Annotated in this window: 14 protein-coding genes; 12 read left to right on the top strand and 2 right to left on the bottom strand. The window is 44.7% G+C overall.

Annotated elements, in window-relative coordinates:
* Position 1 precedes the first annotated feature (1 nt).
* The 8 genes from WJR50_RS14880 (at position 2) to WJR50_RS14845 (ending at position 8,714) form a co-directional block, all read left to right on the top strand.
* Complete coding sequence (locus WJR50_RS14880; protein WP_341294091.1) at positions 2-1,531, top strand: SusD/RagB family nutrient-binding outer membrane lipoprotein; 1,530 nt, start codon at positions 2-4, stop codon at positions 1,529-1,531.
* Between the two features lie 89 nt (positions 1,532-1,620).
* On the top strand, positions 1,621-2,406 hold the full coding sequence (locus WJR50_RS14875) for an HpcH/HpaI aldolase family protein (RefSeq protein ID WP_341294090.1): 786 nt from the start codon (positions 1,621-1,623) through the stop codon (positions 2,404-2,406).
* A gap of 2 nt (positions 2,407-2,408) precedes the next feature.
* Positions 2,409-3,839 (top strand): GntP family permease, encoded by a 1,431-nt coding sequence (locus tag WJR50_RS14870; RefSeq protein ID WP_341294210.1) that lies wholly within the window; start codon positions 2,409-2,411, stop codon positions 3,837-3,839.
* 55 nt (positions 3,840-3,894) lie between these two features.
* Positions 3,895-4,773 carry a 2-hydroxy-3-oxopropionate reductase gene (locus WJR50_RS14865; protein WP_341294089.1) on the top strand — a complete coding sequence of 293 codons (879 nt, stop codon included), beginning with the start codon at positions 3,895-3,897 and terminating at the stop codon, positions 4,771-4,773.
* Between the two features lie 18 nt (positions 4,774-4,791).
* Positions 4,792-5,919, top strand: coding sequence for a mannonate dehydratase (locus WJR50_RS14860; protein ID WP_341294088.1), 1,128 nt, complete (start codon positions 4,792-4,794; stop codon positions 5,917-5,919).
* 38 nt (positions 5,920-5,957) lie between these two features.
* The gene (locus tag WJR50_RS14855; RefSeq protein ID WP_341294087.1) at positions 5,958-6,236 is read left to right on the top strand and encodes a nuclear transport factor 2 family protein; all 279 of its coding nucleotides are present in this window, start codon (positions 5,958-5,960) and stop codon (positions 6,234-6,236) included.
* A gap of 159 nt (positions 6,237-6,395) precedes the next feature.
* Entirely contained in the window at positions 6,396-7,319 is a 924-nt protein-coding gene (locus tag WJR50_RS14850; protein WP_341294086.1) for an amidohydrolase family protein, read from the top strand.
* A gap of 75 nt (positions 7,320-7,394) precedes the next feature.
* Complete coding sequence (locus WJR50_RS14845) at positions 7,395-8,714, top strand: enolase C-terminal domain-like protein (protein WP_341294085.1); 1,320 nt, start codon at positions 7,395-7,397, stop codon at positions 8,712-8,714.
* A gap of 117 nt (positions 8,715-8,831) precedes the next feature.
* On the opposite strand, the gene WJR50_RS14840 is transcribed toward WJR50_RS14845, so the two are convergent.
* Positions 8,832-9,842 carry an alcohol dehydrogenase gene (locus WJR50_RS14840; protein WP_341294084.1) on the bottom strand — a complete coding sequence of 337 codons (1,011 nt, stop codon included), beginning with the start codon at positions 9,840-9,842 and terminating at the stop codon, positions 8,832-8,834.
* A 115-nt stretch (positions 9,843-9,957) separates the two neighbouring features.
* Between WJR50_RS14840 and WJR50_RS14835 the strand changes: the two genes are divergently transcribed.
* Positions 9,958-10,353: a hypothetical protein gene (locus WJR50_RS14835; RefSeq protein ID WP_341294083.1), complete on the top strand. Its 396-nt coding sequence runs from the start codon at positions 9,958-9,960 to the stop codon at positions 10,351-10,353.
* Positions 10,354-10,676: 323 nt separating this feature from the next.
* Positions 10,677-11,720, top strand: coding sequence for a toll/interleukin-1 receptor domain-containing protein (locus WJR50_RS14830; RefSeq protein WP_341294082.1), 1,044 nt, complete (start codon positions 10,677-10,679; stop codon positions 11,718-11,720).
* Positions 11,721-11,736: 16 nt separating this feature from the next.
* Here the strand turns inward: WJR50_RS14830 and WJR50_RS14825 are convergent, their stop codons facing one another.
* Entirely contained in the window at positions 11,737-13,302 is a 1,566-nt protein-coding gene (locus WJR50_RS14825; protein WP_341294081.1) for an alpha-N-arabinofuranosidase, read from the bottom strand.
* A 355-nt stretch (positions 13,303-13,657) separates the two neighbouring features.
* Between WJR50_RS14825 and WJR50_RS14820 the strand changes: the two genes are divergently transcribed.
* Both WJR50_RS14820 and WJR50_RS14815 read left to right on the top strand, forming a co-directional pair.
* On the top strand, positions 13,658-15,112 hold the full coding sequence (locus WJR50_RS14820) for a Gfo/Idh/MocA family protein (protein ID WP_341294080.1): 1,455 nt from the start codon (positions 13,658-13,660) through the stop codon (positions 15,110-15,112).
* A gap of 106 nt (positions 15,113-15,218) precedes the next feature.
* Complete coding sequence (locus tag WJR50_RS14815) at positions 15,219-15,434, top strand: hypothetical protein (protein WP_341294079.1); 216 nt, start codon at positions 15,219-15,221, stop codon at positions 15,432-15,434.
* Positions 15,435-15,542 lie beyond the last annotated feature (108 nt).

The following is a 15,542-nucleotide window of genomic DNA, read 5'->3' as shown; positions in this document are numbered from 1 at the left end:
AATGAAAAATAAAAATATCTACTTCTTACGCTGGTTCATGGTTTTCGCCTTGCTCACCGCCTGTGATGATGGATTTGATGAACTTAATACAAATCCAGTCCGACTGACTACCGTAGAGCCCGCCTTCCAGTTGAATTACGCCATCATAGAAAGTTCACTGGAATATGGTAATCTTACCTACGAAACCACCATAGTCAGGCAGATGATTACTCCCTTTACCGGAGTAGGAACGGGTGGAAACTTAAACCAGGATAACCGTTCTGCCACACAGGCAAACTGGCAAAGGTATTACCGGAACATCATCAAAAACCTAATTGATGTCGTGGAGAGAACTGAAGAAGATCCGGAAAAATCTAATCTTTACAATATGGCCAGAATCTGGCGGGCATATGCTTTTATGGTATTGACTGATACCTATGGTGATATTCCTTATAGAGAAGCTGGTCTGGCTTTTCTTGAAGGTATTGTCTTTCCGGCTTATGATCGTCAGGAGGACATTTATATGGATATTCTGAACGAACTGGAAACTGCTTCCACAGCGCTGGATGCTTCCAAACCTATTGCTACTCAGGATATACTTTTTAATGGTGATACCGACCGGTGGAGAAGGCTGGGAAACTCACTCTTGCTGAGGGCAGCTATGCGGCTTACCAAAGTGAACCCGGGATTGGCTGAGGAATATACTGCTAAGGCAGTAGCCGGAGGACTTATGCAGTCAAATATGGGAAATGCAGTTGTCCGACACAACGCCAATTTCAGAAATGCGGTAGGTACTAACCTTAATGGTGGACAGGCTCCTTTTTACTATCTGGACAAAGAGTTTGTAGAATATTTGAAGGAAAATGAGGACCCCCGGCTGGAAGTGATTGCCGTCCGCTATGTAGGAGCAGAAAGTGGTGGTGAGCAGACAGAGGAGGTAGCCGACAGGTCTTTTGAGGCACAGATAGGCATGCCCCAGGGATATGATAATACTACCATTCCCCCGGTTGCCATAGCTGATGGAGTAGCCAGCTTATTTGCCTATAGTCAGCTTGACCGTACTCGGTTAGGCAACCCAGAAGCACCCAGTTATCTGGTTACCTATGCTCAGACATCTTTACTCCATGCAGAAGCTGTAGTAAGAGGCTGGGTATCCGGAGATGCTGAGGCTTTGTTTCATCAGGGGATACGTGCACATATGAACCAACTGGGTAGCTGGCCGGGTGATACTGATATTGAACTCAGTGAGATTAATGCCTATATTCAGGCTCATCCATTAGAAAGTGGGAGTGAGTTAGAACAGATCAATTCCCAGTATTGGGTGGCTTCATTGCTTAATGGGCCGGAAGCCTGGGCCAATTTCCGTCGTAGCGGCTTTCCAGTAGTAAGTCCGAATCCCTATCCGGGAAGTGATCTCAGGACAGAGGAATTTATTCGCCGGCTAACCTACCCTGACTCTGAGCTTACAGTCAATAAAGAACACGTTGACGAAGCAAGCAATAGACAGGGACCTGATATTCTGGATACCAGAGTATGGTGGGATAGGGAGTAAAAATCTGGTCGGAAGACGGAAGTCTGAAGTAAACTTCTGACTTCCGTCTTCCGACTTTTTACTAGTACAACAGAACCAAACTATTGTAAATGAAAAACCTAAAGCAACGACTCAAACAAGGAGAAATACTTAATGGCTGCTGGCTTAATCTGGGAAGTGCCGTGACTGCAGAAATTGTGGGTCTGTCAGGATTTGACTGGGTGCTGATTGACCTGGAACATGGGGCGGGTGGTGAGAAAGATGTTCTGCATCAGCTACAGGCATTGGAACATACTTCCGCTGCCCCGATTGTAAGGGTAGAAAGTTTTGAGCGGCAGCGTTTTCACCGGGTACTGGATATGGGGGCGGAAGGGGTGATGTGCCCGAGAATTAACAATCTGGAAGAAGCAAAGCTGGTGGTGAAAGCCTTACGCTATCCTCCTGAAGGTAGTCGCGGTGTAGCGAAAATGGTAAGAGCCACCAATTTTGGGAAAGATTTTGATGCCTATCATAGCGGAGCAAAAGAGAATATTCTGGGTGTACTGCAAATAGAAACCCTGGAGGCGCTGGATCATCTGGATGCCATTGCTTCATTGGATGGCATAGATGTATTATTTATTGGTCCGGCAGACCTCTCTATGGCATTGGGCATATTCGGGCAGTTTGATCACCCCACCTTTAAAGATGCTTTGAAAGCAACGGTAAATGCTGCTCAAAAGGCAGGTAAAACCACCGGAATACTCTTATTTAACCCTGAAGACTATACAACTTATCATGATATGGGAATAAAAATGATCGCCTGTGGTGCTGATGCTACTTTTGTAGCCAATGGCGCGAAGCAAATGGCTGCCCAACTCAATCGTATGAGAGGAAGTGATAACAAGTCTGCAAAATGATGATGGAAGATCCTCTTTTTATCCTGCTGATAGGCATATTGATTGTAGTCGGTGGCATCATCGGATTACGCTTACATCCATTTCTTGCACTACTGTTAGGGGCATTTGTCGTAGCGATGATGACACCAGCCGCTGCCATTGAGCAATATGCCCTGGATACCGGTACATCGACAGCGGCAGCCCAGCAGTTAGCCAATCGGGACATTGGAGAAAGAATAGCACTTCAGTTTGGAAGCACTGCCGGCAAAATTGGGATTCTGATCGCCATGGCATCCATCATCGGCAAATGTATGCTGGAAAGTGGCGCTGCTGAGAGAATTGTACGTTCTACACTTAAGCTAAGTGGCATCAAAAGAGCACCACTCACATTTTTAGGTAGTAGTTTTTTTCTCGGCATACCGGTCTTTTTTGATACTGTTTTTTACCTGATGATTCCACTGGCTAAAGCAATGGCAATACGCATTGGTAAAAATTACTTGCTGTTGGTACTTTGTATCACCGCTGGCGCAGCAATGGCTAACTCCCTCGTTCCCCCAACTCCCGGCCCGCTATTTCTGATCAGTGAGATGAATATTCCCATTGGCATGATGATGATTGGTGGTTTTCTGGTAGGATTGGTAACGATAATTGTAGGCTATTTTTATGCGGCATGGGCAAATCGTAAATGGCCCATTCCCTTGCGTGATGCAGCCGATGCGCCTTTAAAAGAGATCAAATCATTGGGCAGTAAAGAGGATAAACAACTACCATCGCTTTGGTTTGCACTCCTCCCAATATTAATTCCTCTGGTATTTATTAGCGCCAAAGCCATTATAGACTTATCTGAAACGAATGAAGATGGGGGCTATTCTTTTATTGAAAGCATTATCCAATTTTTGGGAGAGAAAAACTTAGCCTTAGTAGCTGGTGGATTAGCCGCATTGGTCATGCTGGCTATGCAAAAAAGAGGTGATAAAAAAGCAGTTTTTACTTCCGTGCAAGGCGCATTAATGACCGCTGGTATGATCATCCTGATTACTTCTGCGGGTGGAGCCTTTGGCGGTATGCTGCAACAAACCGGCATCAGTGCCCGCATTGGCGCATTAACCCAGAATTTTCAAATGGCCTTGCTGCCATTGGCTTTTTTCATTAGTGCAGTGGTACGTACCGCTCAGGGTTCTGCTACGGTAGCCATGATTACCGCATCAGGAATTCTAGCTGGAATGGCAGATACTACCGTACTGGAGTATCATCAGCTGTATTTAGGATTGGCTATTGCCTGTGGTTCCAAACTCATTCCCTGGATGAATGATAGCGGTTTCTGGATCGTGTGTAAGATGAGCAACCTTACGGAGCAGGAAGCCCTGAAAACATTCTCTCCCTTACTCACCATCATGGGGATTAGCGGGCTGATCGTCATTCTCATAGCCGCAAAACTTTTTCCGCTGATATGATGGATTTACTAAAACTTGAAATAAAAACTAAGGATTGAAAGAAAACAAAAGACAAATGGAAAAAATCGGATTTATTGGACTTGGTATTATGGGGAAGCCGATGGCGTTGAATTTAATTAAAGCGGGCTATGCGCTGTCGGTTTTGAAACAAAGTAATGCCGCTAATGCTTTGAAGGAAGCCGGTGCAAAAACCTGTGCGTCTTCAAAAGAACTTGCTCAGGAAAATGATATCATCATCACTATGCTTCCTGATTCTCCTGAAGTAAAAGAAGTGGTTTTGAGTGAAGGTGGCGTTTTAGAAGGCATCAGGAAAGGTTCACTTTTTATTGATATGTCTACTATCGCTCCCTCTGCTGCCCAAGAAATATATGCCCTAATGAAGGAAAAAGGCGTAGAAGCGCTGGATGCCCCCGTTTCCGGCGGACAGGTAGGCGCTGAGTCAGGTACGGTGTCCTTTATGGTAGGCGGGAGTGAAGAGGCGTTTCAAAGGGCAAAACCCCTCTTTGAAGTGATGGGAAAAAATGTGGTCAGAATTGGTGAGGCGGGAGCCGGACAAACTACCAAAGCCTGTAACCAGATCATCGTAGGCATGACCATACAGGCGGTGGCTGAAGCTTTTACACTGGCCAAAAAAGCAGGGGTGGACCTCGCTAAGATGAGAGAAGCTTTACTGGGAGGCTTTGCACAAAGCAGAATTCTGGATTTACACGGACAAAGAATCATTGACCAGAATTTTCAACCGGGTTTTAAAATCAAGCTGCATCGCAAAGACATGAATATAGCTTTGCAGGCGAGTAGGGAGTTTTCCGTTCCTCTCTATGGATCAGCCCAGGTAGCCGCGCATATGGATGCCATTTTAGCCCAGGGCAATGGAGAACTGGACCACAGTGCCATCGCCATGTTTATGGAACAATTATCAATTCACGAATCATAACCAAAGGAGGTGATCATCATGAAACGCAGAAATTTTGTTAAAGTCACTGCAACTGGTTCTGTAGGTGCTTTAGGATTAAGCACACAGAAAAACCAAGCTGCCGCTACTTCCAATCCCAGGAAAGAAGTACTGATGAAAGTAGGCTGCCAGCACGGCGGTACTACTAAAGAGAACCTGGAATTCCTTGCCCGTCATGGCGTTTTTCACATAGACGGCGGCTCTCCTAGAGAGATAGAAGGAGTAGGATGGGACCTGGATGATTCAATGGCTAAAAAGGAAGCCTGCGAAAAGTACGGCATTACCCTGGCAGCTTATCATTTGCCTCTTTCCTCAGCGGGAATTGACAGAATATCAACTCCAAACATCATGTTGGGCAAAAGCCCGGAACGTGACCGTGAGATAGAAATGATACAGCAGATGATAGAAGTAGCCGGTAAAACAGGAGTGCGACTGCTGCTTTACAACACCATAATACTCCCCATATTACGTACCGGCAGAACAGTAGATCCCAGCCGGGGCAATGCGTCCTACAGTACCTGGAATTATGAGGAGGCCGTAAAGCAAGGACTGGATAAAGAACCTATTACCGGTGGGGGCGCTGACATTGATGAAATTTATGAAAGAATCACTTACTTCCTGGACAGAGTACTGCCGGTAGCTGAGGAGTATAATGTAAAACTGGGAAATCATATCGCTGATCCTCCCGCACCGGTGGCTTACCGTGGCGTTACCCGCTGGAATAGTCCCGATGTATTTGCCGGAATAAAACGTTTTGCCCAATTGTATGACAGCCCTTCTCATGGATTTAACCTTTGTCTCGGCTCAACGGCTGAGGGGCTCAGAGATCCTAAAACCGAGATCATTCCGATCATCAAATGGGTAGGGGAACGCAACCAGATCTTCAATATCCACTTACGCAATATCAAGGGAGGCTGGAATAACTTCCAGGAAGTATATCCTGATAACGGAGACATGGATTTTGTTCAGGTGGTAAGAGCTTTGAGAGATGTAGGTTATGACGGTATGCTCATGCCCGACCATATTCCTCAGCATGAAGATCCTGCCAGCGGCCTTCAGGGACATGCCTTTGCCTTTGGTTACAACAAAGCACTCCTACAGGCGATAGCTGCCGAAGCCATTGAGTAAATATTTATTTCAAAACTAACTTTCTGTTTAAGATTGAGATGAAAAAAATATTGTATATCATCATTTTCATGCTGCCTGTACATTGCTGCTTTGCTCAGGCTGATGACGAAGTACTGGAAGCAGAGAAGAGTCGTTTTCTGGCGATGATCAATGAGGATTTTGATTTCTTAGAAAATATAATTGACGATCAGCTTGTTTACATCCATTCAAATGGTAATGTAGATAGCAAAGATTCATTCATTAATGCCATCAGAGAAGGGAAAACCTCATATGATGATATTAAGCTGGAAGAAAGTAAAAGTCAGGATTTACGATAAGACTGCGATCATCAATGGCTTATGTGATTTTTAACAGAAAAATCCTGATGGAAGCCCCAGGCAAAGTAGGCTTCGCTACACCAATGTGTATGTGAAGCAAAAAGGGAAGTGGAAAATGGTAAGTTGGCAATCTTATAAGATCATTTAACAATCATTTTCATGTTGGAAAGAAGAGCTTTTGTAAAGGTGATAACTACTGCTACACTTGGAGCTTTGGCAGTAGACCGGAAGCACTCTGAAGGCAAACATAACATACTGTTGAACAATATGAGAAAAAAGGAAGAAGTCATAGAATGGAATGCCCATATCTTTAGTCCGGACGTACAGAAATACCCTTTTCATCCTAAAGCCACTTATCAGCCCGATGTGTCAAAGCAGCCCGATGACCCGCTGGCCGCTTATCTGGATAGACTGGACGAAGAAGGTATTGATAAAGCGGTTATTGTTCATCCTGAACCCTATGGCGACGATCATAGCTTGATGCTTGACTGTCTGAAACGCGAACCTGATCGTTTGCGTGGCACCAGCCTTTTTTATCCCAAAGATACTGACGCCCCTCGTAAGCTAAGGGACTTGGTAAAACAGGAGCCACATATTGTCGCCACCCGCTTCCATGCGCACCGGGGCAAAGAAAACTATCTGGATAGCTTTGCCGACGCAGGCGTACGGGCACTCTGGAAACAGGCAGTAGATTTAGGGGTAATCATTGAACTGCATATCGGACCTAACTACGCAAAGCAGGCAGGTGAGGCTATTAATGCATTTCCGGGCAGCATAGTACTCATAGACCATCTTGCCGAACCTGATATGGGCACAGGAGTTGAATTTGCTGATGTGTTAGAACTTGCAAAATATCCCGGTGTCTATATGAAACTTTCCGGGCTGAATCATTTTGCAGAAGATGAACCGCTTTATGAAAGTGCTTTGCCATTTACATCCCGTGTCATCAAAGAATTTGGACCGGAAAGAATGGTATGGGGCAGTGGTACACCGCAGATTGTTGACGCGCATATGAAAGGCTATAGTAAGACAGACATAGCAAAAGTGAAAGGGGGGAATCTAAGCAAACTGTTAAACTGGTAAACAAATATTTCTCTAAGCAGCATATTTTGTAAGAAAACCTTAATTTGAACGTCACTTAAGCTATTACAACATCCTATGACTAGCCAAAAATATTCAAATAAGAAAGGTCCAAAAATCAAAGAGATTAACATTACTCCTATTGCGGTAGTTGATCCTCCCCTGCTCAATGCTGCCGGATTGCATGCTCCCTATGCCCTGCGTACCATCGTAGAACTCATTACTGATGATAATATTAGTGGTATCAGTGAGATTCCCGGAAATACCAGCATCAATGCCGATCTGGAAGAAGCCAAAAGATTACTCATAGGTAGAGATCCTTTTCAGCTTAACCGTATGAAACATGAGCTGGAAAACCACTTTGGCAAGGAGTCTGCCAAACTAAGGGGCGATGCCCCCTGGGACCAGCGAAAACTGGTGCATATCTTTAGTGCGATGGAAGTCGCCTGCCTGGACATCATGGGTAAGGTAACAGGACGTCCGGTAGTGGATTTGCTGGGTGGTAAAATGCGGGATCGTGTTCCCTTTGCCGCCTATCTCTTTTATAAATATGAAGGCGCAGGAGGGAAGCTGGAATTCAAAAAAGACCCTAAGGCTAGCGGATGGGCCGCGGCAAGGCAGGAAGCGGCCTTAGACCCGGCCGGTATCGTTGCCCAGGCCGAAGTGATGTGTAATGAATTTGGCTTTCAGTCCATCAAGCTAAAAGGTGGGGCGTTTGAACCTCAGCAGGAAGTAGATGCCATGTTTGCCTTAAGAGAAGCATTCGGAGAAAATGTGCCCCTTCGCTTTGACCCCAATGCCATCTGGAAATTGGAAACGGGTATTGAATACGGGCGCAAAATGGAAGGCATTCTGGAGTATCTGGAAGATCCGGTCCGGGGTCAGGAGAATATGGCGAAGGTGAGAAAAGTGCTGAAGACACCCTTGGCAACCAATATGTGCACTACTTCTTTTGATGACATCCCTTCCAGCATAGTCCTGGGTTCCGAAGATATTATTCTAAGCGATCATCATTTCTGGGGTGGCTTACGCGCCAGTATGGAACTGGCAAAAATCTGTGAAACTTTCGGCAGGGATTTGTCCATGCACTCCAACAGCCATCTGGGTATTTCTCTGGCGGCGATGGTACATCTGGGCGCTTCCCTGCCCAAACCCCCTTACCCACTGGATACCCATTATCCCTGGCAGTCAGATGAGGTGATTGTAGGAGGTAGGTTCAAATTTGAGGAAGGAGCTGTTCAGGTACCCAGCGAACCGGGCTTAGGTGTAGCGCTTGACAAAGAGGCATTGGCAAAACTGCATCAGAACTTTCTGGATTGCGGTCTCACCAAAAGAGATGATCAGGTAGAAATGCAAAAAGTAGTGCCTGGCTGGGAGTTTAAGGCAGTACGATGGTGATAGACTGATTTATCGTAATCCTACAATCACAAAAGCTTAAAAAGATTATGAACTGTACTTTGAGCTTATCATTGAGTAAAAGAGAAAAGCAGGAATATTCCTGCTTTTTCACATATCTTAATCCATGGTGAGCACTACCCTGAAACGGGCTTCATTGTTGATCATTCTGTCGTAGGCTTCATTGGCTTTTTCTAATGGATACTTTTCTATCATAGGTACGCTGTTGGTAAGCGCGCTGAAATTCAGCGTATCTTCAGAGTCCATGGCGGTACCGCTGGCCCAACCCGCTACTGATTTTCTACCCATGATCAGTTGGAAAGGGCTGATTTCCATAGGTGTAGCATCTGCTCCTACTACCATCAGCTTGCCGTTAGGACCTAATCCATCTACTACTGAAGATATGAGCTTGCTATTAGGTGCGGTAGCCAGAATGAGCTTGGCGCCACCCATTTTTTGCAGGGCTTCAGCGGTATCTACCGCTTTTCCATTAATATAATCATGGGCACCTAGTTTTTTTGCCAGTTCTTTTTTGTCATCACCTGAAGAGATTGCCACAGTATGCATACCCATTTTAGCAGCATACTGAATCGCTAAGTGGCCTAATCCACCTACGCCAAGTACCGCTACCAAATCACCCGCCAGTGCGCCAGAGTTTTTCATGGCATTAAACACGGTAATTCCTGCGCAAAGGATAGGAGCAGCCTCTGCCGAATCCAGAGATTCTGGAATACGAGCCAGAGCCTCATGAGGAGCAGTCATATGCGTTGCATAACCTCCATCATAAGAGATGCCAGCAACCTTGGCATTTTGACAATTGATAAAATCACCTCTACGACAAGGTTCACACTGGAAACAGTGACCACCATGCCAACCTACCCCCACGCGTTCGCCTTTTTTCCACTGGGTTACATCACTTCCAACGGTTTCAATTATGCCAATCACTTCATGACCGGGAATACGGGGATACTCCAAACCAGGAAACCCACCTTCTTTGACAAACATATCACTGTGGCAGATACCGCAGGCCTGTACTTTGATCAGCACTTCATTGTCCTTAGGTTGAGGAACTTCTCGTTCTACCGATTCAAATGAGCCTCCCGGCTCATTAATGATCATAGCTTTCATCATACTTAATATTTATTTAAATTATGATACAATTTAGGAGTGACACTTCATGACCATTTTTAACTGTGCCTGATCTTAATTGTTATGAAATGATGGCTGATACCTTAAAACAGATCCTATGAAAAAGCTGAGTGTTTTTTTCTTTCTCCTGCTAGCCTGTAATCCGGCTGACGATCTAGCCAAGCAAGGGGAGTTAAGCTTGAGTATTAATTTTGAAAATTCTGATGAAAATTTTCATGCCGAAGGTCAGGAACTGATGGTGAAGCTTTATGATCAATCTGGAGAATTGGTAAAAAAATGGAAGTATGGCAGTCAAGGTATGGATAAGTTACTCCTGGAAAGTGGAAGCTACTTTATGGAGGTAGAATCTACAGATCAGGACCCACTAAGAAAAAATCAATTTACGCATTACGCCAAAACGAATGTGTTTACCATACATGATGGAGAATTAAAAGAAATTAAACTCTCATTTTCATTTCATCCCGAGGCTGCATTTAGTGATTTTACTATGTAGGATTGTGATTATTGTGAATAAGTATTGAGCCTCTGCGATTTAACAGATAGCCAATAAGTTACCTTTCTACTACTACGTTGACTAACAATTGATAGAATATCTGTCATTGAATAGTTCTTATTGAACGATATGCGCATGGGCAAACTACAAGTCTTCTACGTTGATAAACTGCATATTATCCCTTAAATTAATAAAGCATCATGCTAAGGGCCGAATTTTAAAAAAATGAATACAAGAAGTGAAGGGGGCTTGAAGGGTTGCTATTAATGATTGATCTATGATTGTTCAACAACAGAAAATACACAGCTTAAACCTCTCATGTCATGGCCGACAAAAAAATATTTATCAGCTATCGCAGACAGGATACTGCCGGTGAATCAGGAAGGCTGGCAGATAGCCTGAAACAGCATTATGACCCCAGCCAGATTTTTATGGATATTGATACCATAGAGCCGGGTGTTGACTTTGTAGATGTGATCAACCGAGGGGTAAGTTCCTGTGAAGTATTGCTGGCGATTATCGGCCCAGACTGGGTCAACATTACTGATGCGCAAGGAAATCGTAGGCTGGATGATGAAAATGACTTTATTCGTTTGGAAATAGCGACTGCACTCAAGAGAAATATTCGTGTGATTCCGGTACTGGTAGATGGTGCTAAAATGCCCACCAGAGAGCAGCTACCTGCTGATCTTGCCACCTTATCCCGCAGAAACGCTCACGAAATCAGCAACACCCGCTGGAGCTATGATGTACAACAGCTTCTCAAAATCCTGGAGAAAGTTATTGGCCCTTCTAAAATTAATACATCCAAACCACAAGCTCCAAAGCCAGTCAAACAGAAGAAAAGCTACAAAGTGCCCTTGATGATTATTGGAGGACTTGTGTTTGTCATTGCGGTCATCATAGAATTTGCCGGAGAAGAAGATACCTATGAACCCGTTGGTGGCTTCGGTGAGGAAGCTGTGGTTAAATCCGGAACTTCTGATGTCGTAAGTAGCACAGAAGAATCACAGCCAACCAATTTTGATGACGAAATACCAGCAGAAAGTGAGTCCAAAAATACAACTTATGAAGCTGGCTATGCCAGTGTGGCTGGAGCCTGGTATGAGAATTCAGGAAGTTATTTTATCATAGATCAGCAAAATAACAGGGTAAGCTTAACCGAATACAATGCTTATCAAGTTGAAGTGGGCTCAGCTACCGGCAATGTTATTGGTCAAGAAGTAAACCTTGATTATTATAATTCATTAATGGGGTTGAATGCCACCATCAAACTAACACTATCTTCGGATGGAGAAGAATTGAGTGGCAAAATCACTGAAAGCTCTACCGGCACAGTGATGCCACTTTTTTATACACGATATTAAGTAAAGTTTATACCTTCTATTCTGTAACCTTTAGCACTACAATTGACTTGGCGGGCATATTAATTTGCAGTTGACCATTCCTGATACGTGCGCCTTCAAACGCTGTACTTGTAACATTGTCAGGGTTTTCAAAAGTATTATGTGCATTGAGCGCATCAGCCGTCAGTAACTTTCCAGAAACCTCATCCGCTTCAAAACCCCTGATTTCACATTCAATAGTCATACTTTGCTCAGGATGAATATTTACCAGACTTATATTCAATGAGCCATCTTCTGCTCTTGAACTGGAAGCATACAGCGCATCCATTTCTTTACCCTCATGGGAGTATTTGGGCGTGCTCAGGTCGTGAGGAAGTAAGGTAGCATCCTGATGTACTTTATACATATCAAAAACATGATAGGTAGGGGTGAGGATCATTTTTTCTTCCTGGGTGAGTATCATGGCCTGTAATACATTGATGGTCTGGGCAATATTCGCCATATGTACCCGGTCTGCATGCTTATGAAAAATATTGAGCGATAGTGCGGCTACAAATGCATCCCTTAGTGTGTTCTGCTGGTACAGGAAGCCGCTCTTTGTTCCTGGTTCTTCGCTGTGCCAGGTACCCCATTCATCTACGATGAGTCCGATATTTTTTTCGGGATCGTACTTATCCATGATGTTCGCATGTCCGCTGATATATTTGTCTAACAGCAGAGATTTGTTGACTACTTCAAAATAGCTGGCTTCGTCAAAATCAGTGGCTGATACTTTGTCATCCCAGTCACGGTTGATGGTATAAAAGTGCATGGATACACCATCCATCAGGCTGTGTTTTACATTTTTCATGATCACTTCGGTCCAGTTGTAATCTTCATCGCTGGAGCCTCCGGCAATACGGTAGAGCTGGTTGTCACCATAATTACGCGAATAGGTAGCGAAGCGATTGTACAGATCGGCATAATACTCGGGGCGCATATTACCGCCACAGCCCCAGCTTTCATTGCCTACTCCCCAGTATTTGATGTCCCAGGCTTCCGGATGACCATTTTCTGCCCGGAGTTCGGCCATAGGACTAACCCCATCAAAGGTTAGGTACTCTACCCAGTTAGCCATTTCCTCCACCGTCCCGCTTCCCACATTTGCAGTGATGTAGGGTTCGGTGTTCAATTGCTCGCAAAGATCAAGAAACTCATGCGTACCAAAGCTATTATCTTCCGTAACACCTCCCCAATGCGTATTAATCATAGTTGGCCGGTTTTCAGGGTCACCGATGCCATCCATCCAGTGATACTCGTCAGCGAAGCAGCCTCCCGGCCAGCGAAGATTCGGCACATTCAATTGCCTGAGGGCTTGCACCACATCATTTCGGATGCCTCGGGTATTAGGGATATCGCTGTCCTCACCCACCCAGATACCTTCATAAATTCCTCTGCCGAGGTGCTCACTAAACTGACCGTAAATATGACGGCTGATGGTATATTTACCCAAATCCGCATTGATGACTAGCTTATTGTCAACGGTCCCATTCTGTCCAATGCCAATGGTAGAAACCAGTAAAGGAATGAAAAATACAGAGATAGTAAACTTAAGATTCATCATGTATAATTAGGTTGTAGAAAATAAAATCTAGTTTACATAAATCTATTTTCCTTTACAAGCAGCAGAAGTAAAGGCATGCTTCAATATTTATGTTTTTCCAGTATTGTGTTTGAATAGTAATTCAGATAAGGACTTGAACTTGCAAAAAATGATTATGAATGACAAAGAAAGATACAGAGGAATTGTCTATCCCAATTATTTCAAACTTATTGAAGTTGTAAAGCGCTTAAAATAGTATTCTTAAGCCATGATGTTTATATTCAAAAGTTTACTAAAACCTCTACAGTTTTTAGTAATTTTTGATCTGTAAAAATTAAGATTGACAAACGTAAATGCATAACCTAAAACTAAAATCATGAATAAAAGAAAATCCAAGCAGTCTGCTAACTCCCGCAGAACATTCATCAAGCAGAGTGCTGCTGCCTCATCCTTTTTTTTGGTACCCCGCCATGTGCTGGGGGGTGTAGGTTTTACCGCCCCCAGTGATCAGCTCAACCTGTCTGCCATTGGTGCTGGAGGTAAAGGCAGAAGTGATATCCTCAATGCCTCTGTAAAAGGTAGAGAAAGAGTAGTAGCGCTTTGTGATGTGGATTTCTCCGGCTCAGCCTCGGCATCTGTCAAAGCGTTTCCAAAGGCCAAACGCTACGCTGATTATCGCGAAATGCTGGACACTGAAACAGACATAGACGCGGTTACCATTTCTACTCCTGACCATGTGCATGGACCAGCGGCAGCTTATGCGATGGAAAGAGGTAAGCATGTGTATGTGCAAAAGCCAATGACGCATAATATTCGTGAAGCGCGTATGCTCACCCAAATGGCCAGAGATAACAAAATCGTCAGCCAGATGGGTAATCAGGGGGGCTCCAATCCTCTGCTGGGCATGGTGCAGCAATGGGTAGATTCCGGTAAGCTGGGTAACATCACTAAGGTGCAGATCTGGACCAATCGTCCGGTGTGGCCGCAAGGTGGTGAAATGCCTAAACCCGATCCCAGTCAGAAACCCAAAGATCTGGATTGGGATCTTTGGTTAGGCCCCGCTGAATATATGCCTTATACGCCAAACCTTCATCCATTCAACTGGAGAGGCTGGTGGGATTATGGTACCGGAGCGCTGGGGGATGTAGGCTGCCACCTGATTGATATTCCCTTCAGAACTTTAGGGCTCAAATACCCTACCGATGCAGAGTGTAGTGTAAGTTCTACTTACTCGCAGATGTGGACACCTGATTATCATCCTAAGGGTTGCCCTCCCTCATCGTTCATTACCCTCCATTTTGATGCTACTAATAAGAGCAAAGCTCCCATAGAAATGACCTGGAGCGATGGCGGTCTTCGTCCTTCGCATCCGGAGATTATTCCCGCTGACCATGACATTGGAGGTGCCAATAGTGCCAATGGGGTACTGATCATTGGTGACAAAGGACTGATCTCTACCAATATCAATGACAGCTCTCCGCTCATGCCGAAGCTGTATCTCAATGATGGTACTACTGAGTTTGGCCCGGAAACCGAAGACAATGAAGAGCCGGAATACGGACATCAGCGCATGTGGGTAGATGCCTGCAAAGCTGGTTTTGACAGTCCGGAACATAAGGCACTTACTTCTTCCTTTGATTATGCCGGCCCAATGACAGAAACTGTACTGATGGGTAATCTGGCGATACGCTCATATATGCTGCGCAAAGGAGAGAATGACTACTTCGGTCGCAAAAAGCTGCTTTGGGATGGTGAGAACATGGAAATCACCAACCTCAAAGAGGCCAACCAGTTTGTGGGTAGAGAATACCGAAAAGGCTGGGAGGTGTAGGTTTCTAAAACAATTCTCAAACTCGTAATAGCAGGCTCGCTTAGCGCTCTCAGCGTGTTGGCGAGCCTTGCTTTTTATACTGCCTGCTGACTGTTATTTTTGCCGGATGAAAAATCAAAAGGAATTAATCAAACGCTGGGCTGCTGTACTTGTGAGCCTGATCATTTTCTTCGTCAATGTATACACTCTGGTTGATGCATGGCAAAGCGGGGCTGGGTGGAAGCTGTTTGCTTCTATGATCGCCATACTCGGTGCACTCGCCTTTGGCCTGATTACCCTCAAGCAGATCAGAGGCTTAAATGCAAAGTCAGAAGATAACTAATCGTAGGCATACACCTGCCTATGAGGCTACTACTATACTGGAGTAGTCACTGGCCAAAGCTTTATGATCCTGTGGATTCTACTTGACAAAATGTAAACATTCCTGCCA

Source organism: Catalinimonas locisalis, assembly GCF_038039535.1.
Taxonomy (GTDB): domain Bacteria; phylum Bacteroidota; class Bacteroidia; order Cytophagales; family Cyclobacteriaceae; genus Catalinimonas.
Note: the sequence above shows the minus strand (reverse complement) of the source record. Positions and strands in the feature narration are given on the sequence as shown.

Coding starts and splice junctions, on each gene's coding strand:
- WJR50_RS14870 (WP_341294210.1), top strand. CDS start 2,409: ATGGAAGATCCTCTTTTTATCCTGCTGATAGGCATATTGATTGTAGTC.
- WJR50_RS14820 (WP_341294080.1), top strand. CDS start 13,658: ATGAATAAAAGAAAATCCAAGCAGTCTGCTAACTCCCGCAGAACATTC.
- WJR50_RS14845 (WP_341294085.1), top strand. CDS start 7,395: ATGACTAGCCAAAAATATTCAAATAAGAAAGGTCCAAAAATCAAAGAG.
- WJR50_RS14830 (WP_341294082.1), top strand. CDS start 10,677: ATGGCCGACAAAAAAATATTTATCAGCTATCGCAGACAGGATACTGCC.
- WJR50_RS14860 (WP_341294088.1), top strand. CDS start 4,792: ATGAAACGCAGAAATTTTGTTAAAGTCACTGCAACTGGTTCTGTAGGT.
- WJR50_RS14855 (WP_341294087.1), top strand. CDS start 5,958: ATGAAAAAAATATTGTATATCATCATTTTCATGCTGCCTGTACATTGC.
- WJR50_RS14840 (WP_341294084.1), bottom strand. CDS start 9,842: ATGATGAAAGCTATGATCATTAATGAGCCGGGAGGCTCATTTGAATCG.
- WJR50_RS14825 (WP_341294081.1), bottom strand. CDS start 13,302: ATGATGAATCTTAAGTTTACTATCTCTGTATTTTTCATTCCTTTACTG.
- WJR50_RS14875 (WP_341294090.1), top strand. CDS start 1,621: ATGAAAAACCTAAAGCAACGACTCAAACAAGGAGAAATACTTAATGGC.
- WJR50_RS14815 (WP_341294079.1), top strand. CDS start 15,219: ATGAAAAATCAAAAGGAATTAATCAAACGCTGGGCTGCTGTACTTGTG.
- WJR50_RS14865 (WP_341294089.1), top strand. CDS start 3,895: ATGGAAAAAATCGGATTTATTGGACTTGGTATTATGGGGAAGCCGATG.
- WJR50_RS14880 (WP_341294091.1), top strand. CDS start 2: ATGAAAAATAAAAATATCTACTTCTTACGCTGGTTCATGGTTTTCGCC.
- WJR50_RS14850 (WP_341294086.1), top strand. CDS start 6,396: ATGTTGGAAAGAAGAGCTTTTGTAAAGGTGATAACTACTGCTACACTT.
- WJR50_RS14835 (WP_341294083.1), top strand. CDS start 9,958: ATGAAAAAGCTGAGTGTTTTTTTCTTTCTCCTGCTAGCCTGTAATCCG.